General features: G+C 56.2%; 16 protein-coding genes. 1 reads left to right on the plus strand and 15 read right to left on the minus strand.

Going from position 1 to position 23,486, the window contains the following annotated elements; translation table 11 throughout:
• Positions 1–20: 20 nt before the first annotated feature.
• From nirB to repA, 15 genes are all read right to left on the minus strand, one after another.
• Positions 21–2,471 carry a nitrite reductase large subunit NirB gene (gene nirB / locus ASD54_RS23935; RefSeq protein ID WP_062557097.1) on the minus strand — a complete coding sequence of 817 codons (2,451 nt, stop codon included), beginning with the start codon at positions 2,469–2,471 and terminating at the stop codon, positions 21–23.
• A gap of 5 nt (positions 2,472–2,476) precedes the next feature.
• Positions 2,477–3,277 carry an ABC transporter ATP-binding protein gene (locus tag ASD54_RS23940; RefSeq protein WP_062557098.1) on the minus strand — a complete coding sequence of 267 codons (801 nt, stop codon included), beginning with the start codon at positions 3,275–3,277 and terminating at the stop codon, positions 2,477–2,479.
• 12 nt (positions 3,278–3,289) lie between these two features.
• Positions 3,290–4,186: a nitrate ABC transporter permease gene (gene ntrB / locus ASD54_RS23945; RefSeq protein WP_082547367.1), complete on the minus strand. Its 897-nt coding sequence runs from the start codon at positions 4,184–4,186 to the stop codon at positions 3,290–3,292.
• Positions 4,187–4,254: 68 nt separating this feature from the next.
• Positions 4,255–5,547 carry a CmpA/NrtA family ABC transporter substrate-binding protein gene (locus tag ASD54_RS23950; protein ID WP_062557099.1) on the minus strand — a complete coding sequence of 431 codons (1,293 nt, stop codon included), beginning with the start codon at positions 5,545–5,547 and terminating at the stop codon, positions 4,255–4,257.
• Positions 5,548–5,903: 356 nt separating this feature from the next.
• Complete coding sequence (locus tag ASD54_RS23955; protein ID WP_244484838.1) at positions 5,904–7,169, minus strand: CmpA/NrtA family ABC transporter substrate-binding protein; 1,266 nt, start codon at positions 7,167–7,169, stop codon at positions 5,904–5,906.
• Between the two features lie 58 nt (positions 7,170–7,227).
• On the minus strand, positions 7,228–7,815 hold the full coding sequence (locus ASD54_RS23960; RefSeq protein ID WP_062557191.1) for an ANTAR domain-containing response regulator: 588 nt from the start codon (positions 7,813–7,815) through the stop codon (positions 7,228–7,230).
• Positions 7,816–7,908: 93 nt separating this feature from the next.
• Positions 7,909–8,889: an NAD(+) synthase gene (gene nadE / locus ASD54_RS23965; RefSeq protein WP_062557101.1), complete on the minus strand. Its 981-nt coding sequence runs from the start codon at positions 8,887–8,889 to the stop codon at positions 7,909–7,911.
• Positions 8,890–8,894: 5 nt separating this feature from the next.
• Positions 8,895–10,403, minus strand: coding sequence for a class I adenylate-forming enzyme family protein (locus ASD54_RS23970; RefSeq protein WP_062557102.1), 1,509 nt, complete (start codon positions 10,401–10,403; stop codon positions 8,895–8,897).
• Positions 10,404–10,410: 7 nt separating this feature from the next.
• A complete protein-coding gene (locus ASD54_RS23975) occupies positions 10,411–10,665 on the minus strand; it encodes an acyl carrier protein (RefSeq protein ID WP_062557103.1) in 255 nt (84 codons plus the stop codon).
• Positions 10,655–12,619: an asparagine synthase (glutamine-hydrolyzing) gene (gene asnB, locus ASD54_RS23980; protein ID WP_062557104.1), complete on the minus strand. Its 1,965-nt coding sequence runs from the start codon at positions 12,617–12,619 to the stop codon at positions 10,655–10,657. The genes ASD54_RS23975 and asnB overlap by 11 nt, the downstream gene beginning before the upstream one ends.
• Before the next feature lie 6 nt (positions 12,620–12,625).
• On the minus strand, positions 12,626–13,768 hold the full coding sequence (locus ASD54_RS23985; protein ID WP_244484839.1) for a hypothetical protein: 1,143 nt from the start codon (positions 13,766–13,768) through the stop codon (positions 12,626–12,628).
• An 84-nt stretch (positions 13,769–13,852) separates the two neighbouring features.
• A complete protein-coding gene (locus ASD54_RS23990; protein WP_062557106.1) occupies positions 13,853–14,941 on the minus strand; it encodes an RHE_PE00001 family protein in 1,089 nt (362 codons plus the stop codon).
• 123 nt (positions 14,942–15,064) lie between these two features.
• Positions 15,065–16,402 carry a plasmid replication protein RepC gene (gene repC, locus ASD54_RS23995; protein ID WP_062557107.1) on the minus strand — a complete coding sequence of 446 codons (1,338 nt, stop codon included), beginning with the start codon at positions 16,400–16,402 and terminating at the stop codon, positions 15,065–15,067.
• Between the two features lie 157 nt (positions 16,403–16,559).
• Positions 16,560–17,546, minus strand: a complete 987-nt coding sequence (gene repB / locus ASD54_RS24000) for a plasmid partitioning protein RepB (RefSeq protein ID WP_062557108.1) — start codon at positions 17,544–17,546, stop codon at positions 16,560–16,562.
• The gene (gene repA / locus ASD54_RS24005) at positions 17,543–18,718 is read right to left on the minus strand and encodes a plasmid partitioning protein RepA (protein ID WP_062557109.1); all 1,176 of its coding nucleotides are present in this window, start codon (positions 18,716–18,718) and stop codon (positions 17,543–17,545) included. Before repA ends, repB begins: the two co-directional genes overlap by 4 nt.
• Before the next feature lie 563 nt (positions 18,719–19,281).
• Here repA and ASD54_RS24010 point away from each other — a divergent pair.
• Positions 19,282–23,304, plus strand: a complete 4,023-nt coding sequence (locus ASD54_RS24010; RefSeq protein WP_082547368.1) for a Pls/PosA family non-ribosomal peptide synthetase — start codon at positions 19,282–19,284, stop codon at positions 23,302–23,304.
• Positions 23,305–23,486 lie beyond the last annotated feature (182 nt).

Raw genomic sequence — 23,486 nt, forward strand, 5'->3', positions numbered from 1 at the left:
GAATCCTTTCGCAAACCAGATCACTCTGCAGCCTCGCCGTAACCGACGCTTGCCATGGGTTTGAACTCGTGCTTGTCCTTGCCCGATACGCGCTCCGACCAAGGATCGACCTGCGCGAATTGCTGGCTGAAGACGAAGCGGTCGTAATAGGCCTTGCGCCGCTCGGTATCGTGAAGGATTTGAGCGCGAACCTCGTCATGGCCCACGCGTTTCGCCCACTTGTAGATGCGTTCCAGATAGCGGCCCTGTTCGCGATACATCTGGGTCAGCGCCACGATCACCTCCAAGGCCTCATCCTCGGTCTTCACCAGACCCAGAACGTCCGTGCCCTTGATGTCGAGACCAGCGGCACCGGCAAAATGGATCTCGAAGCCGGAATCGACGCAGATGACGCCTATATCCTTGCAGGTGGCTTCAGCACAGTTTCGGGGACAGCCCGAAACGGCGAGTTTCAGCTTGGCCGGTGTCCACGAACCCCACATGAACTTTTCGATGCGGATGCCGAGGCCGGTGGAATCCTGCGTGCCGAAGCGGCACCAGTCTGAACCCACACAGGTTTTGACTGTGCGAAGACCCTTGGCATAGGCCTGACCGGAGATGAAACCGGCCTGCCCGAGATCCGCCCAGACGGCGGGGAGGTCTTCCTTCTCAATGCCAAGCAAATCGATGCGCTGGCCGCCGGTGACCTTCACCATCGGGATCTGGAACTTGTCGACCACGTCGGCAATGGCCCGCAATTCCTTCGCGTTTGTCACGCCGCCCCACATGCGAGGCACGACGGAATAGGTGCCATCCTTCTGGATATTGGCGTGAACACGTTCGTTGATATAGCGGGACTGGTAGTCGTCGGCATATTCATCCGGCCAGTCGCAAACGAGGTAATAGTTCAGCGCCGGTCGGCATTTGGCGCAGCCGCAGGAGGTTTTCCACTCCAGCTCCTGCATGACGGCGGGAATGGTTTTCAGCCCCTTGGCCTTGATCAGGCGGCGCACATCGTCATGCCCGAGCTCGGTGCAGGTGCACATGGGCGTCACGGCTGCCGGGTTATATTTGTCTCCCAGCGTCAGTGTCATCAGCTGTTCGACAAGACCTGTGCAGGACCCGCAGGAGGCGGAAGCCTTGGTGTGGGCGCGCACCTCATCCAGCGAGGTCAAGCCTTTAGCCGTGATGGTCGAGGTGATTTTTCCCTTGCAAACGCCGTTGCAGCCGCAGATTTCCGCATCATCCGGCAAGGCTGCAACGGCCGCCATAGGGTCCAGCGGAGACCCTCCCTGATAGGCCTGGCCGAAAATAAGGGTATCGCGCATCTCCGAAATATCGGTCTGCTTCTTCTTCAGGTCGTTGAACCAGGCGCCATCAGCCGTTTCACCGTAGAGCACGGTGCCGATGATACGGTTCTCCTTGATGACCAGCCGCTTGTAGATGCCAGCCGTCGCGTCGCGCAGCACGATTTCCTCACGATCTGGACCTTCGGCAAAGTCACCCAGCGAATAGAGATCGATGCCGGTGACCTTGAGTTTCGTCGGCGTGTCGGAATGAACGAAGGCCGGTGTCTTGTCACCCGCCAGATGCGAGGCGGCGATACGGGCCATTTCATAAAGCGGTGCAACGAGCCCGTAGACCTGGCCGCCAACTTCCGCGCATTCGCCGAGCGCCATGATGTGACCATCCGACGTCATCATGCCATCGTCGACGACGATCCCGCGGTTAACCGCGAGGCCTGCATCCTTTGCCAGTTGCACATTCGGACGGATGCCCACCGCCATGACGACGATGGATGCGGGAATGATCCGGCCATCCTCGAGTTCCACGGCCTCCACCTTGCCATCGCCAAGAATCGCTTTGGTATTGGCCTTGCAGAGAACATGGATGCCGCGATCCTCCAGTGCCTTCTGCAACAGATAACCGGCAGCAGGATCAAGCTGGCGCTCCATCAGGCTGGGCATCACATGCAGAACCGTCACGTTCATGCCGCGAGCCTTGAGGCCGGCAGCGGCCTCAAGGCCCAGCAGCCCGCCGCCAATCACGATGGCGTCTCCTCCCGCCTCGGCAGCAGCAAGCATGGCATCCACGTCATCCAGATCGCGATAGGCGACAACGCCTTTCAGGTCCTTGCCCGGCACCGGAATGATGCAGGGGTTGGAGCCGGTCGCAATGATCAGCCGATCGTAGTTGGCGACCACACCCTTTTGCGAGGTCACGGTGCGCTTGGCGCGGTCGATCTCCACGATCCTGTCGCCGCGATAGAGCGTCACGCCATGGGCTTCGTACCAGGCGTCACCATGAATGATGATATCTTCATAGGTCTTTTCACCGGACAGAACCGGGGAAAGCATGATGCGGTCATAGTTCACGCGGGGTTCCGCGTTGAAGATCGTAACCTCGTAGGCACCGGGAGCCTGTTCAAACAGATGTTCCAGCATTCGGCCCGGCGCCATGCCATTGCCAATGATGACGAGTCTCTGGGTCATCTCGCTTACTCCGCCGCTTCCACGAAGCGGTGACGCTCGTAGAGGAATTTCAAAACGGCCTCACGGCACTTAAGATAGGTGCGGTCAGACGCCAGCTCGATGCGGTTGCGGGGACGGGGAATGGGAACTTCCAGCACCTCGCCGATTTTTGCTGCCGGACCATTGGTCATCATGACGATGCGGTCGGAGAGAAGAACCGCCTCGTCCACATCGTGTGTGATCATGATCATGGTATTGCCGAGGCGCGCATGGATCTCCATCACCGCATCCTGCAGATGGGCGCGGGTCAGCGCATCCAGCGCACCGAAAGGCTCATCCAGCAGCAGCACCTTCGGCTCCATGGCGAGCGCGCGGGCAATACCGACGCGCTGCTTCATGCCGCCGGAAATTTCTGCCGGACGTTTGTCCTTCGCATGCGCCATCTGCACGAGATCGAGATTGTGCATCACCCAGTCATGCTGCTCGGACTTGCTCTTCTTGCCACGAAAGACCTTGGAGACGGCAAGGTTGATGTTTTCGTAGACCGAGAGCCACGGTAGAAGCGAGTGGTTCTGGAACACGACCGCGCGCTCCGGACCGGGTGCATCGACATGCTTTCCATCCAGGAAAACGGCACCGGATGTAGCGTCGATCAATCCAGCGATGATGTTGAGGACGGTGGATTTGCCACAGCCGGAATGACCGATGATGGAAACGAACTCACCCTTGTCGACGCCGAGCGAGACCTGCTTCAGCACTTCGCTTTTGGTGCCGTTGCGCTCGAAGGTCTTGTCGATGAATTCCAGCGAGAGATAGGATTGTGCCATGGTCGTGATCCTTCAGGCGTTGGCAGTGCCGCGGGTGACGAGGCGCCCGACGAAAGCAATGAGGCGGTCGAGCAGGAAACCGACGACGCCGACATAGACAAGCGCCACGATGATGTCGCTGATCAGAGACGAGTTCCAAGCGTCCCAGATGAAGAAGCCGATGCCGACGCCACCGATCAGCATTTCCGCTGCAACGATGGCAAGCCAGGAGAGGCCGATGCCGATACGCAGGCCGGTGAAGATGTAGGGCGCTGCTGCAGGCAGCATGATTTTGCCGAAATATTCGAAACCGTTGAGTCGCAACACCTTGGCGACGTTCTGGTAATCCTGCGGAATGTTGCGGATGCCCACAGCCGTATTGATGATGACCGGCCAGATTGCTGTAATGAAGATGACGAAGATTGCGGATGGATTCCCATCCCGGAAGGCGGCAAGCGACAGGGGCAACCAGGCGAGCGGTGGAACGGTACGAAGGATCTGGAAGATTGGGTCCAGGCCCCGCATCGCCCATTGGCTCTGACCGACGAGAACACCGAGCGCGATGCCGGCGATAGCGGCCAGCGCATAGCCCAGCGCAACACGCTGAAGGCTCGCGGCGATATGCCAGAACATCCCCTGATCAACCCCCTGCCCCACATGGAACGGGTGAATGATCAGTTCCCAGCTTTCGCTGAGCACACGGCTCGGAGACGGAAGGCTTGAGGTTGGCGAGGAACAGAGGATTTCCCAGGCAAGCACCAGAAGCGCGAGCGTCAGAAGCGGCGGCAGGACAGTCGCATTCAGGCGGCGAGCCTTTTCGATCACCTTCGAGGCAATCGACCTTGTCGGCTTGGCAGGAGAAAAGGCCACCACCTGTGCTTTCGGGCTGACCTGCTTGCTTTCCTTGATGTTCAGTTGCGTAACGGACATGGCCGCTTTCCTTTGTTGAATTCCGAGTGCGAGGGCGCATGCAATCGGCGCCCTCGAAGCAGGTTTGCTCAGGCCATGCGGGAAATGCTGAGGCTCTTCAGGTAGGCAGCCGGATTTTCCGGATCGAAGACCTTGCCGTCGAAGAAGGTTTCCTTGCCGCGGGATGTCGAGGCGGGCATGTCGGACACGCCGAGGGCCTTTGCGGCGTCACGCCAGAGTTCTTCGCGATTGACCTTGGAGATGAGCGCCTTGATATCGAGCGTTGGCTCGAACTTGCCCCAGCGGATGTCTTCCGTCAGGAACCAGGCGTCATGGCTCTGGTAGGGATAGGAGGCGTGGTCTCTCCAGAACTTCATGAAGTGCGGGCTGTTTTCGACCAGCTTGCCGTTGCCGTAATTGTATTTACCCTTGATGCGGTCGGTAATGTCCTTCGGCGGAACGTTGAACCAGCTGCGCTTGCCGACGATTTCGGCCAGTTCATCCTTGTTCTTCATGTCGTCGCACCACTGCGCCGCTTCCAGAACGGCCATCAAGAGCGCTTTCGTCGCACGCGGGTTCTTCTCCACCCAGTCGGCGCGCATGGCGAAGGATTTTTCCGGATGCTTGTTCCAGATCTCAGCGGTGTTGACCGCCGTGTAGCCGATGCCCTGATTGACCAGTTGTTCGTTCCACGGCTCGCCCACGCAGAAACAGTCCATGGTGCCAACCTTCATGTTGGCCACCATCTGCGGCGGGGGAACAACGATCGTTTCCACATCCTTGTCCGGGTCGATGCCACCAGCAGCCAGCCAGTAACGGATCCAGAGGTCATGCGTGCCACCGGGGAAGGTCATGGCAACCTTGGCAGGCGTACCGGCAGCTTTCTTTTTGGCAAAGGCTTCCTTCAGCGCTCCTGAATCGAGCCCGACCTTGAGGTCCGCATAGGCAGAACCCACAGAGATGGCCTGCGCATCGAGGTTGAGACGCGACAGGATAACCATGGGCAAGGGCTGGTTGTTCTGGGTCACCTTGCCGGTAGAGATGAGGTAGGGCATGGGGGTGAGGATATGGGCACCATCAATGCCGCTGCCTGCGGATCCGAGAACGAGGTTGTCTCGCGTCGTGCCCCAGGAGGCCTGTTTGACGACTTCGACATCCGGCATTCCGTGCTTGGCGAAAAGTCCCTTTTCCTTTGCGACGATCAGCGGCGCGGAATCAGTCAATGCGATGAAGCCCAGTACGGCTTTGGTTGTTTCAGGGCCTGCCCCTTGCGCAAATGCTCCCGAGGGAAATGCGGTCTTGACTGCGCCAAGAAGGGCGGCGGTCGCGGACGTCTTCAAAATCGTACGGCGGCTGATGCCGGTATCGGATGCCTTCGTCATTTTTTTCATTCCCCTCTGTGACGGAGTGCCAAAACGAAAAAACGCCGCGTGCTTGAATGCAGCATCCGGGCGGGAGGAGCCGGACGGCAAGGAAGCCTGCGACGTCGTTGTCTGATGATCTATATGATGCCCTGTCGGACGCTCATCTGCCTGCCGATCGCCATTGACCGGTGCGTTGTTATCCTTGCAAGCTGCGTGCCAGTTCTGGCAGTCAAATACATGACACTGTAAAGATTGAATTATTTTCGATTTGAAGTGGACGATCCAAAATTTGGGCACTCGTCCGTGTGCCTAATTTGGAAGCGTCGAGCTTGGTCAGCTGCTGCCATTCTGAGCAGGCGCAGCAAGAGGAGGCCTCAAGTTTCCAGCGTCGACGGCAGCGTCCCATTCTCCTCTGCCCGCACCGCAAAGCTTTTGACGTAAGCCTCGATGGCGGCCGGATCGAAAATCTTGCCGTCCATGAAAATATCGTCGGGCTCGCTTCCCGCAGGCGCGAGATCGCCGTCATGATCGCCGACCTGCCCGAGCGCGGCTTGATAGAGATCTGGCCGGAATGCCGATGCAGCAGCATCCGCGGCCTGTTGAGAGAATCGCACTTGGCCCCAACGCACCATCTGACTGAAGATCCAGAGCGCCTGACGCGGCAGCGGAATGTTGGCGCCCTGGCGGTGGAAGGTAAAATAGTTTGGAATGATGCGGCGATTTCCCTTGGCATCCAGCGAGAAGCGGCCTGCGAGAACCTGACGGATAATCTCGACGGGCGCTGCGATGTAACGGTCAGCCGACAGGATTTCCGCGAGATGCGCGTGGTTTGCCGGTTCGTCGCACCATCGCGCGGCTTGATCCAGTGCAATGATCAGACGCAGAACAGTGTCTCTGTTGGCCTCCGCCCATTCCGGGCGCATGCCAATCACCTTTTCCGGTGCCGAGGGCCAGATATCCTGCTTGGCGGCAACGATACGCCCGACCCCGCGTTCGGACGCCACCATGTTCCAGGGTGCACCAACACAGAACCCGTCGATAGCACCAGCCTCCAGAGCATCTGATGTCAGCGGCGGCGGCACGACGACCATTTTGACGTCACGATCCGGATTGATGCCTCCTGCTGCCAACCAATAGCGGAACTCGTAATTGTGCGACGAGAACGGGTAAGTCATGCCCAGTGTCGGTGGGCTCTCGCCTCTATCACGCATATCAGCGAGAACCGCCGCAAGCGCCTGGGCATTTCCCAAAGCGGATGCGTCTTCTCCCAACCCGGTAATGGCTTGCATCCTCTCGAACAGACGCGTGGACAGCGTTATGGCATTGCCACCTCTCCCAAGCGAGAACGGTGTCATCGTCGGCGATGGATTGGAGCCCAGCTCGAGGCTTGCCGCGACCGGCATGGGAGACAGCATATGGGCAATGTCAAATTGCCGGAAAGCAAGACGATCGCGCACATTAGCCCAGGAGACATCCCGAACCAATTCGATGGAAAGACCTTCGCGCTGAGCAAAGCTCATCTCGACCGCAGCAATCAGGACGGAGGCATCCATCAAGGGAATGAAACCGGCTCGCAGGACCTTCTGCTGAGGCTCTCCGCCCAAAGATGGAGCCGTGAGATTGCTTTTGCTGTCCGGCACGTTCGTCATCCTGTACATTGCGCGCCCTTAGGTTTTGACGTGCCGCGATCAACTGTCATCACAGCAACATCCCGGCCGCAGTCACGACCGACTGGGCAATGTCTGCCAATCGCTTCTTTTCATTCATCGCTGTCTGACGCAGAAGCGTGAAGGCTTCCTCTTCGGAAAGATTACGCATCTTCATCAGAATGCCCTTCGCGCGCTCAATGACCTTGCGCTCTTCCAGCGCCGATCTAGCCTCTGCCAATTCTCGCTGCAAACGGTTGAAGACGTTGAAGCGAGACACCGCCATATCGAGGATGGGCTTGACCCGTTCCTTCCGTAGCCCGTCGACGATGTAAGCGGATACGCCGGCATCGACTGCTGCTTCGATGGAGGCCGTATCCGAACGATCGACAAACATGGCAATCGGCCGGCTGATCGAACGCGTCAGTTGGAACAGATGCTCCATCATGTCGCGGTTGGGATTTTCGATATCTATAATGATGACGTCGGGCTTCAGATTCTCGATCAACCGGGCGATGCCGTGAACTTCATGAACGACAGTGACGCGGTGATGCCCAGCCTCGCGCAAACCTTCATCGATGATCGCTGCACGGACAGCGTTTTCATCGATGACAAGAATGGTGAGGTCGAGATGGTTCATGGCCGCAACCATGCCGCAACGCAACATGGTTGACAAGATCAATCGATGAAAATTAAGGCATCAACGATAATGCCTTAATTTTCATCATTCCGATCAAAGCCGCGTCAGCGGTGCTGCGTGGAGATATCGGGCGACCTTGCGCTTCGCCTTTATATCCTGCCAGACCAGGTCGACCTGCTTGGGAGACAAGCCGACTGCACCAGCGACCTCTTGCGAAGACAAATCGCTTTCCAGACCGAAGAGGCAGATATCCATCTTCTGGTATGGCAGCGCAAAGTAGAACTCTTCCTGCGTCTGAGGTAGCGAGTAAGTGTCCGTTGTAGGCGGTCTGGACAAGATTTCCTCCGGCACGCCGAGTTCGGCTGCTAATTGAAACACCTGACTTTTGTACAGATGCGCGATTGGCTTGATGTCAGCAGCTCCGTCGCCATTCTTGACGAAGAAACCCTGATCGTATTCGAGCCGGTTGGGGGTTCCCAGAACAGCAAAGTTCAGACGATCGGCATGGTAGTATTCGATCTGCTTGCGCGTGCGCTGCTTCATGTTTGTTGCTGCCACGATGCCGAGATAGGCCTTCGCGCTCAACCGAACCTTTTGCATCTCTCCGTCCGGTGTCCGAACAACAAGCGAGGAGATATTGTAGCCGCCACTGGTCAACGGATTGTCGAAGACGATCTTGGAGCTCCACCCGGGCCCATATTCCGGCACCGCTTCACGAATGAAGCCGTCGCGCCGCTCATAGCATCCGGCTGCGGCAAGAGCGGGACCAATATCCTCTATGATCGTCTCGATGCCAAACCGGGCGGCAAGCTTTTGACCAAGACGCAGACTTTCCGGATCGGAGTCATTCTCCGGCATGAAGACTCCGAAAACGTTCTTTGCTCCGAGCGCCTCGACAGCCAGGGCCGCGCAGAGGCTGGAATCGATACCGCCGGACAGACCGAGCACCAGTCCGCGTTTACGCAGGTCCGTGCGAAGTCGCTCGCGCAACCAGTTAGCAGTCGCCTCAATTTCAGCCTTTGCATCCAGGATCAGCGGAGCAAAAGAAGGGATATGATTTGATTGGTGTCCCATTCAGCTTACTCCATGGGCTGTTCCGGCTCGATAAGGAGCCTGCGGCTGACCTTGCCCGAAGGCGTTTTTGGTAGCGAGTTTCTGAACTCGACGAGCTTCGGCACCATATGCTCTTCAAGATGCCGGGCACAAAATCGCTGAACATCGCGTGCCGTCATCTGAGCCTCCTGGCTGACGATGACGGCCTTGATCGCCTGACCGAGCAGATCATGTGGTACGCCGAGTGCAACGGCCTCGGAAACACCAGGCATCTGGCAAAGCACCTCTTCCACCAGACGCGGCGCAACCTTCTCGCCGCGACATTTGATGACATCGTCCATGCGCGAAACAAAACTGACGAAACCATCCTCATCGGCGCTAAAGAGATCACCTGTTCGCAGCCAGCGCTTTCCGGTGGACGGATCAATGGAAAGCGCGCGGCTAGTGGCCTCTTCGTTTCGCCAATAACCCTGCATGACGTTCGGTCCACAAACCAGAAGCTCACCCACGTGGCCCGGGGCCAAAGATTTCCCCTCCTCGTCGACGATCTTCAACTTCACCCCGGGGATTGCTATTCCAACCGAGCCCCGGCGTTGGTTGAGTTGAGCGGGCGGCAACCACGTTGCACGCGTACATTCCGTCTGGCCGTACATGATGAAGAGGTCAGCGTGCGGCAGGAAATCGCAAAGCCAATCCTGGTGGGCAAGCGGCAAAGGCGCGGCGGCACATGTCACATAGCGCAGACTGGCAAACCGTCGGGGGTCGAGTTCACGCGCCTGCACCATGATCGCGGCGATCGAGGGAACGATCGGCCAGCCCGTTACACCCTCCCTCTCGAGGGTCTGGTAGATCTGTTCCGGAAAGGCGAAGGATTTTTCGATAACCAGCGTCGCGCCGACCTTCACTGAACTCATCAACTGGTTGAGCCCGTAACCGAATGACATTGGCAGCACCACCAGAATAACATCATCGGAGGTGTTTCCGAGATAGGATGTGATGGAGGTGACGGCAGCGTCGAGATTTGCATGGGACAGCATCACGCCTTTCGGCAATCCCGTAGAGCCGGAGGTGTAGATAATGGCCGCCAGCGCCTCTGGCGAACGCGACAGGAAAGGCAATGGATCTGACTCGAACGTCTGTCTCAGGCTGCGACCTTCCCCGGCGACAATGCAAGGAATGCCTCCGTCCATCGCCTCCAGGTGTCCGACAAGCCTGGGCTCGGTGATGATGAGAGATGGTTGGCAATCCTGAACGATCTGTTGCAGACGCGCTGGCTTCGTTGACGGGTTGACCGGACAGATGACGGCACCCGCCCTCCAGACTGCAAACACGGCTATACCAAGCTCCCAGCCGTTATCAAGAAACAGGATAACGCGATCACCTTCGCCGACGCCGCCTTTGGCGAGCGACTGGGCCAATCGCGCGGACCGATCGAGCAGATCAGCATAACTCAGTCGCATTCCATCTGAGATGATTGCGTTCTTGCCCGCATGCAGCTGTGCGCTGTGAACCAGATACTGCTCGATCCGCGTCATATACCGGTCAACCTGCCTGCTTTCGCTCGACGAATGCTGTGATCCGGGCCAAGCTATCCAGATTTGCCGGAATGATGTCGGTATCTGCAACCTTGATACCGAACCTCTCCTCCAGATAGCTCACAAGCTCCAGGATACCGGTTGAGTCCACATAGTCACTGTCGATGAGAGATGTGTCCGCCGTCAGCGGCTGTGACTCGTCGCCGAAGAGAAAGTTCTCGACAATGAAGGCGCGAAGGATGGCTTTGGTGTCATCTGACATGATTGAGGTCGGTCCCGTTCTTGGAATTGGAGAGGCTGTCGCTCGTTCCGACGGCCAGGATCTGCGTGGACAAGATTCCGATGAATGCGGAGTTATCTCTGAAGCTTGCAATTTCGCCCTGCATCGCCTTGTCAACAAGTTTGCCGACGGCAGCAGGATTGAAGAATGCAGAGGCTTTCAGTTTTTCTGGCGAGAGGACGGTCCTGAGGTAGTCAGAACCTTTTGGTTTGGCGAAGCTGGCAGCATCGGGAGCGCGATAGGGCTGTTTGGGCCTGTCGATTATTCCGCCGGGTATATGGCGGCGGGCAACGTCCTTCAGGATATGCTTCTCGCGCAACCCCTTCAGTTTGCGATCCGGGTGCAGCCGTGAGGCGAATTCGACAACGCGATGATCGAGAAACGGAAAACGCCCCTCCACCGCGTTGGCCATCATCGGCCGGTCGCCCTGCGCTGACAGGATGTAACCCGGCAAGAGATATCGAGTCTCCAGATACTGCGCCTGATTGAGAGGATGCCAGCGCCTGAAGTCTTCCGGCAGTTGGCTTGCCAGTTCTTCCGCTGCATCATAATTGCCAAGGATCCCACGAAGTTCGGAAGAAAAGAACAGCTTTGCCGATGCTGTCGATTTGAACCGCGGCCGATGAGAATAGAGCGGATCCTGAAGATCTTCCGAACCGACACCGAAGAAGCGAGCCAGATATTCCGGTGTCTGCTGCTGAACGCCCGGAAGGTAAGAATACAGACGTTGGAATAGTCGTGGACGCCTCGTCGAGGACGGTTGGCGGCCACAGAACCGCCTTACCTTCGCCTCTCGAAACAGGTCGTAACCGGCAAAGATTTCGTCAGCCCCCTCCCCTGTGAGGACAACCTTCATGCCATCGTCCCTGACGGACCGGGCAAGCCCCTGAAGCGGCACCGGCGCGGTGCGTAGAATTGGTTGACGTATCAAACGCATGACCCTCGGCAGGTCATCCCGAATCTGGTCATGCGAGGACGTTACGCTGACATGATGGGAGCCGATCGATTGCGCCATCATTTCCTGCCATCGTCCTTCGTCATGTTCGACACTGTCGAAACGCAGCGAATAGGTCCGAAGCTCGTGGCCATGGATTTTGGCAGCCAATGCCGACAGCAGGGAGGAATCCAGACCGCCGGACAGATAGGCTCCGACCGGAACATCCGCACGTAACCGAAGGCGAATGGCGTCCATCAGCAGTGCTTCAAGCTCTTCGAGCTGGTCTTCAGGAGACGCGTCGATTGCGAGATCGGATCGATCGGGGAATTCTGCCTTCCACCAGGCATCGACCCGCTGCATACCCGCCTCCAGAACCATGACGTGGCCGGGCGGTACCTCCTTGATCGCAGCATAGGCCGTGCGCGGCGATATGGGGCACCACAGGGTGAAGGTTTGATCAAGAGCGATCGGATCCAGCTCATGGGAGACGCCCGGCAGTGCGAGCAAAGCCTGGACTTCGGAAGCAAAGAAAACCGCACCGTTACATTGTGTGTAGAACAGGGGTCTTACGCCCATCCTGTCTCGCGCAAGGATCAGGCGTTGCCGGGATCTGTCATGGATCGCGAAAGCAAAATCGCCATTAAGATCCGCAAGGCAATTCAGCCCCTTGTCACCGAAGGACGCGAGAAGGACCTCCGTATCGGAGCTCGATCTGAGGTTATGGCCTTTCCTGTTCAGCTCCTGGCGCAATTCCACGTAGTTGAACACCTCTCCATTGTAGGAAATGGAAAGATTGCCATCCGTGCTGACCATAGGCTGAGCGCCATCTGCCAGTCCGACAATCGAGAGCCGCGCATGGGCCAGCCCGACATCGCCATTGATCAGAATGCCATTTCCATCGGGTCCGCGATGGTTCAGATGGTCGAGCATGAGATGCAGATAGGAAGCGCCGGTTTCACCTGAAAAGTTTCCGCCAAAGTAGCCTGCGATAGCGCACATCACGGATCACTCGAACCTGTCGCCGATGAACCGGGTCCAGCCCTCGCCCACCAGACCGTTGATAAACGCCTGACCGCTCTTCAGCGCCTCCAGAAGTTCCCGATCATGCGTATGAACGATGGTTGCCGCGGAAGGAACGAATGCGCATTTCTTGCCGATCATCGCCTGAATGATACTCGGCTGACTGGCGCCTCGGATGGCCACAAGCCCCAAGGCGGATGCATCTCTCAACAGGCAATCGATGACGATGGACTCGAGGCCCGGTTCCGAAACGACTTGAACCGTTCTGCCGATATCCCCCTTGTTGCCATAAAAGAGATAGAGCCCGATGATCTTCCCACCACGATTTTTCACGGCGCGCTGGTGACGTTCTCCATAATTGCGTTTGCGAGTCGCATGCTGAAGCATCGCCTCCAGTTGTCCGTTGCTCCAGACGGGTCGGATTGCGTACTGGGTCAGTAGTCCTGGCAGCAGCTCGGCAAAGTCCGAATCTGAAATCGGCTCGGTCAAGAAGGCGTCTGCCTTACCCGGTGTCCGCTCGTAGCCGAGCCAACTTGAGGGCCCAAGTGCGCGAGACAGGACGCCGTCAAACACCTGGCCAAATGGCCTCATCACTTTGAGAGCGCGCATATGGTTTGTCGCAGCCTCTATGGCGAATGATGCCGGACGCAAGATCCTCAGCCAGCCGAGACTGTATGACCCCAGGACCGTGGCCCGCATGGATTTCCACATTTCTGTCGAGATATCATTGGCAGTCTCTGTAAAGGAGAGATCCTGGGGACCGGATAGAACGTCCCGCAACAGGCGTGCGCCCGCAAATGGATCGACATCCCGATCATCGGAAACAAAGCTCCCGCAATCAAGTGCAAGGATCTGCCTGTCCTTGAATTGCATCGAAACCGGGAGAACCCCGATAAAACCCGATACGCTTCCATCGTCTCGCAGATGAACCCGTGATCTGAAAGCCGGTTCAGGCCGCGCATTATCGAGAAAGATCTGGCGGAAGTAGGATCTCAGGTCGTCGTTTGCAGGTTGCGACGTCTTTCGAAGAAGCCGCTGGAACAAGTTCGCAACGTCATCCAAATCTGCTGCTTCGAACGTCCTGACCTTCGACATAGCCTCTCGCAAGGCCCGGAACACTTGGGCCACCGCGCCATTCCTAGCCTGTGGACCGTGTAGAAAGCGTAAAGCGCGAGCCTGGCTCAGAAACCCGAGTGTCTCAACCCAGCCATGCTACAGAATGCCCCAGGCGCGAAAACGCCCTCGCCCCGTGACTTCCCGAAGGTTGAGTTCTTCGATCAGGCGCAATGCCGCACGCTGTGTGATTTTCAAATGACGTGCAGCCATGTCCGTCGAAACGACCGGTTTGGACAAAACAAGATTGATCAGTTGCGGAAGCCTCGAAGATGATCGTCGTCCAACCAGATGGCGGGACATCATCTGATGCGCGAGTGACAGTCTATCGTGCTCTTTCAACCCGAATTCTGCCATTGCACGAATGCCACCCAGAAGGTTCCGAAGTCGGACATTCGTATCGCGCGTGGTGCGATCTTCCCGGCTCACCAATTTCAGACTGAGGTTCAGCGCGGGAAGATGCTGACACGTAACGAGATGTCGCTGTCGCAACAGTGAGGCGGCAAGCAAACGCCCAAGCCAGTTTCCATGCTGGAAAACCTGGAGCGTATTCCAGCTATCCAGGGCGATGACACATTGCAGCAGCGCGGGATAGTGCGCATTTCTGGAAACGACCTGAAGCCATTCACCGAGACGCTCTTCCTCGTCCCAATCTTCGTCATAGATCAGGTTTCCCTTGGCTTCTGGCTTGGTGAAGCGGATATCATGCAGCACGGCTTCACTCTTTGCGAGCAAAGCATCCATGGCAGCGATGCTGCTGTCCAGATCATCCTGTTCGCGGTCGTCGTCAACCATCAGCGATTTCAGTTCCAGCCGTGGAGTGTCCTCCATGAGGCTTTTCCCACGCAATGAAGTGATGCCAGAGGCTGTCAACGCCCAGTCAATCTTGTTGGCCGCAATTCGTCTGCGTTGCCTAAGAACGTCGTTTGCAATCGTCAACTCGTGGCTGGGAGTCCGGCTGTCTTGGGAGGCATCATGCAAAACGAGATCTTCCAGATGAACCAGTTCACCATCGATCCACAAAGAGGCACAGGCATCGAGGAAATGAAACCGTTCAAGAAAGCCTTCCCGGATGGGCGATTTCCCGAGGCGTTCGTCAAGTCGCACCAGCGCAGCATCAGCGGATATTAGATCATTCAACAAGCCATCGACGTCGATTTTGGAAGAAAGCCAAGCCGTTGATGTCATGGTGAATAACTCGTTAAACAGACATGAAATGACATTTAATGTCCGCTACTAGGATTCCGCTTTCGCTGGTATCGAGGCTGACCGACCGTCCCAAGCGCTTCAAACGCTCCAAGCTGAGTTACTCTAGTTTGTTGTGCTGATTCGAACCATCCTTTTCTCCTCTGTGCTCCCTGCACGTGCTCCTCGGCTACAGAGCTTCAGAAGTTGGTGAGAGACCGCGATTGGCTGTTCGGATGGAACTGGCTTAACCTGCGCCGTGGTGTAGCTCCGTTTCAGCATCGACAACAGAAGCTGTTCGGCATCAAGGCGATTCGAGATCAGGAGCTTGAGCAATTCGCAGAAATAAGCGCCCGGTGATCTGATCTGTTCCTGACGTTGGTATACGATGCACACAAGAATGTTTGCTGTCAGTTCGCCGCTCAGCCGAACGCAGCGAAGGTACTGTTCCTTGTCTATACCCAGAACCACCCGTGCAATTTCACAGGCATGCGACAGAGATATCAAGTCCCTCAAGGGTCTTGCAGGACTGCATTCATGGATTTTGGGGCACGTTTTCAAGATCACGTCCAGTGAGATGCGGCTTCCTTTGACGACGGTCTGCTGGAGCGTATTCGTGTGGAGCTGAGCCTGCGTCCCTTCTCCGCAAGGGTTTTCGGTCCTTCTTTCAATATAGGATTCGGATTCTGACTCCTCTTTGTGGCGGTCATCCTGTCCCTCATTGGCGGACGTATTAACCGGTTTTTCGATGTTATTCAGACTGTTGAGCAGTTGAGAGCGCAGAGCTTCAAGCGCGCGCAACGACGCTTCCAAGTTTGCCGCTGTTGCCTGGCGTGGAAGATGAGCCAGGATTTCATCCAGGCGCAAGGAAATCGCAACGAGTTCTTCCGAGCGTGTTTCGTCGATGTAGAACTGCAGGAGCTTTCTCAGATCCCGGCGACAAATTGTTATCGCTTCCTTTGTTCGCTTCAGGCGCATCGCTTCGTCCACGATTTTGGCTGCCATTTCGGCAAACTCTGTAGCCCGTAACGCCATAGGGCGCAGATCGAAGCCATAAGCACATTCGATCTCGCCACTGCGCGAACGATGGGCATAGCGTTTACCGTTTGGACTATCGTTCCGGCAGATCAGTCCGGCCTCAACAAGCGAGGCTATGCTTCTCCGTAGCGTTCTGGCGCAGACGCCGTGGGCGCGAAGCGAGAGTTGTTCGTTTGAAGGAAACACGACCAATGGCGCTTTGGGGTCCATGTCGGTTCCTGGAAGAAATGACAGAAGCGCGTTCAGCACTGCAAGTGCCCGATCCTGAAGGCCAAGCTTTGAGCGAGCTTCGGCGATGTGCCGGAACACTTTCCACTTATCGACAATCTGAGACCCAGCGACGGAATTCGCGGTCGCTTGGTGTTTCAATTGAGCACGCGTCAACGGCCGCCGCCCAAAGGGCGTCGTTATAGATTCGAGATGCATCTTCCTTGCCTTTCAATAGGCAAAAGAAATCCGCTCACCAAAACGGTGCCAAAAACTCTTGACTGCGATTCGTGAAAGTGCGATTCTCTGTCTTGCTTAAGGATATGAGAAGGGCTTCCACGACGGCGACGTCTCGGGGGCCTTTTTCTTTTGCGGACTATTCCTTCCTGTTTTTCTTCAGATACTGGGCATGCAGCAGCGGGAGCTGCTCGGCGATGAATTCCGCAAAGTCGGTCGGAACAGACTTGTTGAAATTGATTTTCGAGCCCGATTTTGCATGAGCAAGCGTTCCGATAATCAATCCACTCGCTTCGATCTCGTGAACTGAAGACGTATTCTGCTTGACCTGTTGGGTTTTCAGCGCGTTGAGCGCCAGCGCGAAACGGTCCGCGCCATCCTTGACATAGGCAAGAGCCGCCCTCACCTGTCCATCGGCATTGTCAGCCTGATGCCAGTGTTCGACAAACTCCATCCAGCGTCGCCGACCGGTATCGGGGCTACGACCGATAAGACGCAGAATATCTCCCGGCACTGTTGTTGCGATGCGGATCATTTCGGAGATGTGCGACTTGCCCGTAGAAAGCGAGGCGCAGATAACATCGCGATTGAAACCTGCCTCTTGTTGGGCCAGAGCGAAACTGCACTTTTCGATGAAGGTAAGGTCATCTCGATTGGTGTTTTCTTCGCCTTGATAGATGATTGCCTGTTCATCGGTCAGATCCTTGACGATCGCCCGAAACTTCAGACCCAAAGCCTTGGCGGCAGCCAGACGGCGCCGACCGTAGACGATTTGAAAAGGCTTTATTCCGTCCGAAGTCGGTCGAACAAGGCCGGGTACGATCTGGCCCTGCTGCCTGATCGACTCCAGCATCTCTGCCATGGCACTATCGTCATAGGCGCCTTCGAAGCGATCCTGAATTGCCGACTGGGCGATATCTTCTACATCGATTTCAGCAATGCGGTCGCCTTCCTTCAGCAGTCGGTCGAGAATTTCTCCCCTCTCCTGCATCTGGCGAATGCCGTCGGCGACTTTCTTCAGATGTGGAGACTGGGAATTCGGCGCCTGTGTCGGAATGGCAGGGGCCGGAGCCTGCATCTGTCCCAGCACATTGGCGAACATCCCTTTTGAATCTTTACGGCTCATTGGCGACCCCATGCAGTCCAGATGAGTTTTTCGATTTCTTCATTGGATGCGTTCAGCGACTCAATTGCTCTGTCGTAGGTCTTGGGTGACGAAAATCTCGAACGCTGCACTTCATAGAGGCTTTGCTTCCAGGTCAGTGCGTCGGCCACTGCCGTTGATTTGATGATCATGTTCAGCAGCAGGTTCTCACCGAAGACTTGACGCATGAGGGCAGCCATATTGGCCTGCGGATGGTCGTTCGGCTCATACTTGGTAATCAGGAACCTCGCAAAATCCCATGAGACGGATGCGCCAACATCGTTGAGGATCTGCATGTAGGACGATGCCAGTTCCAGAAACTTACCGGTCGCGTCCACGTCCAGCATATGGGCCGGCACCGGAATGATGACGCCGGTTGCCGCTGTCAGCGAGGAGAGCGTGAGGAAGTTCAATGACGGTGCTGAGTCCATCAGGATGATGTCGTAATCGTCCGTTACCTGCTCCAGAGCTTGAGAGACACGCAGCAGGAAGCTTGTGCCGCTTTTGCGCATCTCGAGTGCGACAGCGGTTTCGAATTCCGTCAGTTCAAGTCCGGCACAGATGACGTCGAGACCGGTGATGTGCGTCTTGTGAATGAGCTCGCGTGTTGGACGCGGTTGATCGAACCGGATGGCGGCATAAAAAGTGTCATCTGTCCGTGGATCAAAGGTTGGCAGCGCTCCATGAAGACTGGTGAGCGAGGCTTGAGGATCGAGATCCAGCAGCAGCACGCGGTAACCCCGCAAGGCGAGGTAATGGGCCAGATGCACCGTCGTCGAGGTCTTGCTGGAGCCGCCCTTGAAATTCGTGACCGAAATGATCTGGCAGGCTTCGCCGGAAACGCGGCGAGGGTTCATCCACTTCTTGCGGCCGTTTTCCGCAAGCATCATTCTCAACTCTAGAATTTGTTCAAGAGTGTACATACGGCGTCCATTGCCGCTGACTTCCGGAGTGGGCCCCTTCTCCTTCTGGACGATCTGGCGAATATAGGCTTCCGAAACATCGAGCAGCGTTGCCACTTCAGCCGCAGGAAAAAGTCGCATTTCGCGACGCGAGTCCGGAGGGTACTGCGCAAGCGTCAAGCTCTGAAGCGCGCTGTCAAGCTTGCTCGAAAAGCTTTGCATGAAGTCAAGGCTACTTAGATGGCGGTTCACGATTCGGGTCCTCAATTGCATTGCGATAGATAGAAGCAGCCTTGGTTAACATGTCTCTAACGAGGGTGATGTTTCGCAAAAAACCGGAACTGCGGCAATTATGCGCAACTACAAACCTATATCGATTCGGAGCGGGGGTGAATGGGCAATAGTTCCCCGCGGGGAACTCGCTATAGCTCGCCTTCGGTCGTAGTTCCCCGCGGGGAACATGACCCATAGCCTCATTGTTTAAGCCTTGGTCGAGGTCTACATCTGATGATGGGATCTACCGATATCTCGTTCCGCTGAAGCGCTGGCTAATGTGTGAAAACGAAAGGTCAGAATCGGGGCATGTGTAAAAGGATCTTGGTCGATCTGCTGAAGAATTAGCACACTATGCAAAAAAAAGTGGCGAACCAAACAGAAGTCTTGACCGAACCGGGCGCCCCGAAACATAGGTGTGGCGCAGCTCTAGAATAGGCGAGAGTCTGCAAGAATTCATTGCAATCATTATGAGTCCTGAACCGGTAATACCGTCTCCTCAAATATGATCAGCGGTGGCGCAGCGTAGGCAGGTGGACATTATGAATTTGATTGGGACACATTTGCGCGGACTTGTCCTTTCCGACGTCGGAGAGAATGCCCCGATCCTTTTTGGTCCAGTATCTCCCACCCCGTCCCGGCATGGCGAGAGGCTCGAGCATATCTTTGCGGAACGCGCCGTGTCCGGCGGCGATGCAGTGGCGGTCATCGATGCCTGCCGCCAGTGGACCTATGCGGAGATCGATACGTGCGCCAATCAGTTTGCGCGCATGTTGATGGAGCAAAATGTGAAGCCGGGCGACCGCGTGGCGCTTCTGGTTGATCGCTCAGCTGAAACATACATCATCATTCTCGCCATTATAAAGGCTGGTGCGGTTTTTGTTCCGCTTGCGACGGCCTTCCCCGATGAGCGCATGGCACTCATTCTGGAGGATGCCAATGTCAATCTCCTTGTGACGATGGAGGCCTATGCTGATCGTGCGAGGAACTTGTCCGTACCCCATCTCGTCGTCGCGCTCGACCGCGAGCATTTGTCCAGGTTCGAGGCTACGCCGGTTGAAGTTAGTCCAGCCCTCGATGATCTGTGCTACATTCTGTATACCTCAGGCACGACAGGCCGCCCAAAGGGGGTGGCTGTAGCGCATCGAAGCATCTGCAATTTCGTGCGCGTTGCAGCCGATGCTTACGGCTATCGCCCGCAAGACCGCATCTATCAGGGCATGACGATTGCCTTCGATTTCTCCACAGAGGAGATCTGGGTTCCCTTCGCCGCCGGTGCGACCATTGTGCCGGCACCCGGCCGTATGACGCTTGTCGGTGAGGAACTGGCAGAATTCCTCCGTGCCAACGAAATCACCTGCATGGCGTGCTCACCAACCCTCCTGTCATCCATCGAGAGCGATGTTCCGTCACTTCGCGCTATTCTGGTTGGGGGGGAGCATTGTCCGCAAAATCTGGTGCAGCGATGGTGGCGTCCCGATCGGCAGATCCTGAACACCTATGGGCCGACGGAAGCCACCGTCACAGCGACGATGTGCTATCTGTCTCCTGATCATCCGGTCACAATCGGAAAGCCGTTACCCACATACTCAATCGTCCTTCTCGACCCGGAATCTCCCGAGCTTGCTTCTCCGGGAGACTTGGGTGAAATCGGTATTGCTGGTATCGGACTTGCTGTTGGTTACCTCAACCGTCCGGATCTGACCGAGCAGAAATTCATTCCCGACTTTATTGGACTGCCGAACAATCCCTCTCATCGCATCTACCGGACAGGTGACCTCGGCCGGATCAATGAACAAGGCGATATCGAATATCACGGCCGCATCGATACTCAGGTGAAGATCCGTGGCTATCGCATCGAGCTGAGCGAAATTGAGTCGGTGCTTCTGGAGCAGTCGTCCATCGCGCAGGCTGCCGTGACCACCTGGGAGATCGAGCCAGGGCGGGTGGAGCTCGTCGGATACTATGCATACAAGTCCGGCGTCGATCCGATGTCTCGGAGCGCCATTGCCGCAGAGCTGCGAAAGCGGCTGCCAGACTATATGGTACCATCTTTTCTTGAGGAATTGCCGGCATTGCCAATGACGGTTTCCGACAAGGTCGATACGCGCAAGTTGCCGCGGCCCGTGAGCTTGAGGGTTAGCAAGGAACGGCCGCATGTTCCTCCATCAAACGATGAAGAACAGTTCATCACCGATGCGCTGTCGGAAGCGCTGAACATGAAGGTCAATTCGATCGAAGATCATTTCTTCGACGATTTGGGCGCCAACTCTCTCCTTCTGGCGCGCTTTTGCGCAAAGCTGAGAATGCGCAAAGAGTGGGCCACCACCTCGATGCGCGACATCTACATGCATCCTTCTGTTGCAAGTTTGGCGCAACACCTCAAGGGACCAGAGGAGGAGGTTGCCGCGGTTGAGGAAACCTATCTCCGTCACCGAGCCAGCAATCTCGCCTATTGGACCTGTGGCGCGGCGCAACTCTTGTTCTATGGAGTCTATGCATATGCAGATCTATGGTTGCTAAATCGTGGATTGAACTGGGTCTACGATAAGCTGGATGATCCCGCCCAGCTCTATGCGAGATGCGCGCTTCTATCGCTTGCTATCTTCTTCGGTATGTCCGGCTTTGCGATTCTGATGAAGTGGCTGCTGATCGGACGTTGGAAACCAGAATGCATCCCCATCTGGAGTTTGCGATATTACCGCTTCTGGGTCGTCAAGACGCTCATACAAACGGCACCTGTCGTCCTTTTCAGAGGAAGTCCGCTCTACAGCCTCTACCTGCGTTTGCTAGGTGCCCGTCTGGGCGACAATACGACGATCGAATGCCGCTCAATTCCTGTCTGCACAGACCTCATTTCGATTGGTGACAATTCCATCCTGCGGAAGGAGTCCATGCTCATGGGCTATCGCGCGCAGTCGGGATACATTCACACAGGCCCTATCTCGATTGGCGATAATGCCTTTGTGGGAATGGGCTGCATGATCGACATCGATACGAGTATTGGTAATCGGTCGCAACTCGGCCATGCCTCCTCGCTCCTGAGGGGGCAGCGGATACCTGATGATCAGCATTGGCACGGCTCTCCTGCCAGCCAGACGACTGCCAATTACTGCCCCGTTCCTCCGGTCCAGATTTCGACGACCCGCCGTATTCTGTACGAAATCGTCCAGGTCATTACGCTGTTCGTCTTTGTCACTCCTATCCCGCTGTGGTTCCACAGCTATTGGCAGAATGTTTCCGACGACTACCAGGAATCCATCGGCGTCGTGGCGATTGGCACGACCGTAACGCTGGTTGCCTTGTTCGCGGGTCTATTGGCTGCCGCGCTCATTCTGCCTCGTTTATTCAGCTTCGTCTTGCGACCGAACCGGACCTACAAGCTCTATGGTTTCCATTTCTGGCTTCAGTCCATTGTTGAAGTTGTCACCAATGCGCGATTGCTCAACCTTCTTTTTGGCGACAGTTCTGCCATCGTTCATTACATTCGAGCTCTCGGGTGGAAACTGAACAAGGTGGTTCAGACTGGTTCCAACTTTGGCAGCAATCAACAGCAGGATAACCCGCTTTTTTGCGAGATCGGCTCCGGGACAATGGTTTCGGACGGTCTGTACATGATCAACGTCAACAAGTCTGCGACTGCGTTCCGCCTGGAAAAAACCAAGATTGGTGAGCGCAACTACCTTGGAAACAACATCTTCTATCCGCCGAATGGCCGCACGGGGGAGAATGTTCTTCTCGGAACCAAGGTCATGATCCCTGTTGATGGCCCGATGCGCGAAAATGTAGGACTGTTGGGTTCCCCACCCTTCGAGATCCCCCGTATCGTTCAACGCGATGTCGACCTGATCCAAGGGGTCACCGAGGACGAGCGACGCGCGCAACTGCCGAGGAAGAACAGGCACAATGCGGCAACGGGCCTGACATTCTTTGCGGTTCAATGGATCATGCTGTTTTCAACGCTCGCAATCTGGGATCGCGCGCTGAACTACTACACAGACTGGGGGCACCTCGCCTTGTTCGGCGCTGTCGTCCTGACTGCCGGTGTCACCGTTGTGCTGCACATCTTCATCGAATGGGCAAGCCTGCGTTTCCGCCCTCTGAAGCCGAACATGACAACGATCTATGATATCTCGTTCTGGCGGCATGAACGGCACTGGAAACTGGCGGACTCGCCAATCACCAACCTGTTTACGGGAACACCATTCAGGCCCATGATCTTGAGAGCGCTTGGCGTCAAAATGGGCAAGCGCGTCTATGATGGCGGCGCGAATCTGACCGAGCGTTCGCTGGTCCAAATTGGTGACGATGTAACGTTGAACGAAGGTTGTGTCATCCAGGCTCACTCTCTGGAGGAGGGGGCATTCAAATCAGACCATATCCGTATCGGCAACGGATGCACCCTGGCCACAGGCGCGTTCATTCACTATGGCGTCGTCATGCAGGAAGGTTCTACTGCGGATCTGGATTGCTTCATCATGAAGGGTGAAATTCTGGAGAAGAATTCCATCTGGCGCGGCAATCCCGGCAAACTCTATGGCTTTTTCAAAGCGCCGGGCGATTGAGCCGACCTCAGAGCGATTAGATAGACGCATGACAGTCCTTCTCACCGGACCTATTCTATCCGCTGTCACCCTGTGGCAGCGGATTTTCCATATGTGCAGAACGGCAAATTGCAACCAGTGATAAATTTGATCGATTCCAGCTATCGAGAGTAGTACAACTAATCTGCTACCAGAAATTGTTT

Origin of the sequence: Rhizobium sp. Root149 (genome assembly GCF_001427345.1) — a bacterium.
Lineage (GTDB): Bacteria > Pseudomonadota > Alphaproteobacteria > Rhizobiales > Rhizobiaceae > Neorhizobium > Neorhizobium rhizoryzae.

What these genes read in the sequence shown, in the direction of transcription:
- nirB (WP_062557097.1), bottom strand. Translation starts at nt 2,471, where the DNA reads ATGACCCAGAGACTCGTCATCATTGGCAATGGCATGGCGCCGGGCCGA.
- ASD54_RS23940 (WP_062557098.1), bottom strand. Translation starts at nt 3,277, where the DNA reads ATGGCACAATCCTATCTCTCGCTGGAATTCATCGACAAGACCTTCGAG.
- ntrB (WP_082547367.1), bottom strand. Translation starts at nt 4,186, where the DNA reads ATGTCCGTTACGCAACTGAACATCAAGGAAAGCAAGCAGGTCAGCCCG.
- ASD54_RS23950 (WP_062557099.1), bottom strand. Translation starts at nt 5,547, where the DNA reads ATGACGAAGGCATCCGATACCGGCATCAGCCGCCGTACGATTTTGAAG.
- ASD54_RS23960 (WP_062557191.1), bottom strand. Translation starts at nt 7,815, where the DNA reads ATGAACCATCTCGACCTCACCATTCTTGTCATCGATGAAAACGCTGTC.
- nadE (WP_062557101.1), bottom strand. Translation starts at nt 8,889, where the DNA reads ATGGGACACCAATCAAATCATATCCCTTCTTTTGCTCCGCTGATCCTG.
- ASD54_RS23970 (WP_062557102.1), bottom strand. Translation starts at nt 10,403, where the DNA reads ATGACGCGGATCGAGCAGTATCTGGTTCACAGCGCACAGCTGCATGCG.
- ASD54_RS23975 (WP_062557103.1), bottom strand. Translation starts at nt 10,665, where the DNA reads ATGTCAGATGACACCAAAGCCATCCTTCGCGCCTTCATTGTCGAGAAC.
- asnB (WP_062557104.1), bottom strand. Translation starts at nt 12,619, where the DNA reads ATGTGCGCTATCGCAGGCTACTTTGGCGGAAACTTTTCAGGTGAAACC.
- ASD54_RS23990 (WP_062557106.1), bottom strand. Translation starts at nt 14,941, where the DNA reads ATGACATCAACGGCTTGGCTTTCTTCCAAAATCGACGTCGATGGCTTG.
- repC (WP_062557107.1), bottom strand. Translation starts at nt 16,402, where the DNA reads ATGCATCTCGAATCTATAACGACGCCCTTTGGGCGGCGGCCGTTGACG.
- repB (WP_062557108.1), bottom strand. Translation starts at nt 17,546, where the DNA reads ATGAGCCGTAAAGATTCAAAAGGGATGTTCGCCAATGTGCTGGGACAG.
- ASD54_RS24010 (WP_082547368.1), top strand. Translation starts at nt 19,282, where the DNA reads ATGAATTTGATTGGGACACATTTGCGCGGACTTGTCCTTTCCGACGTC.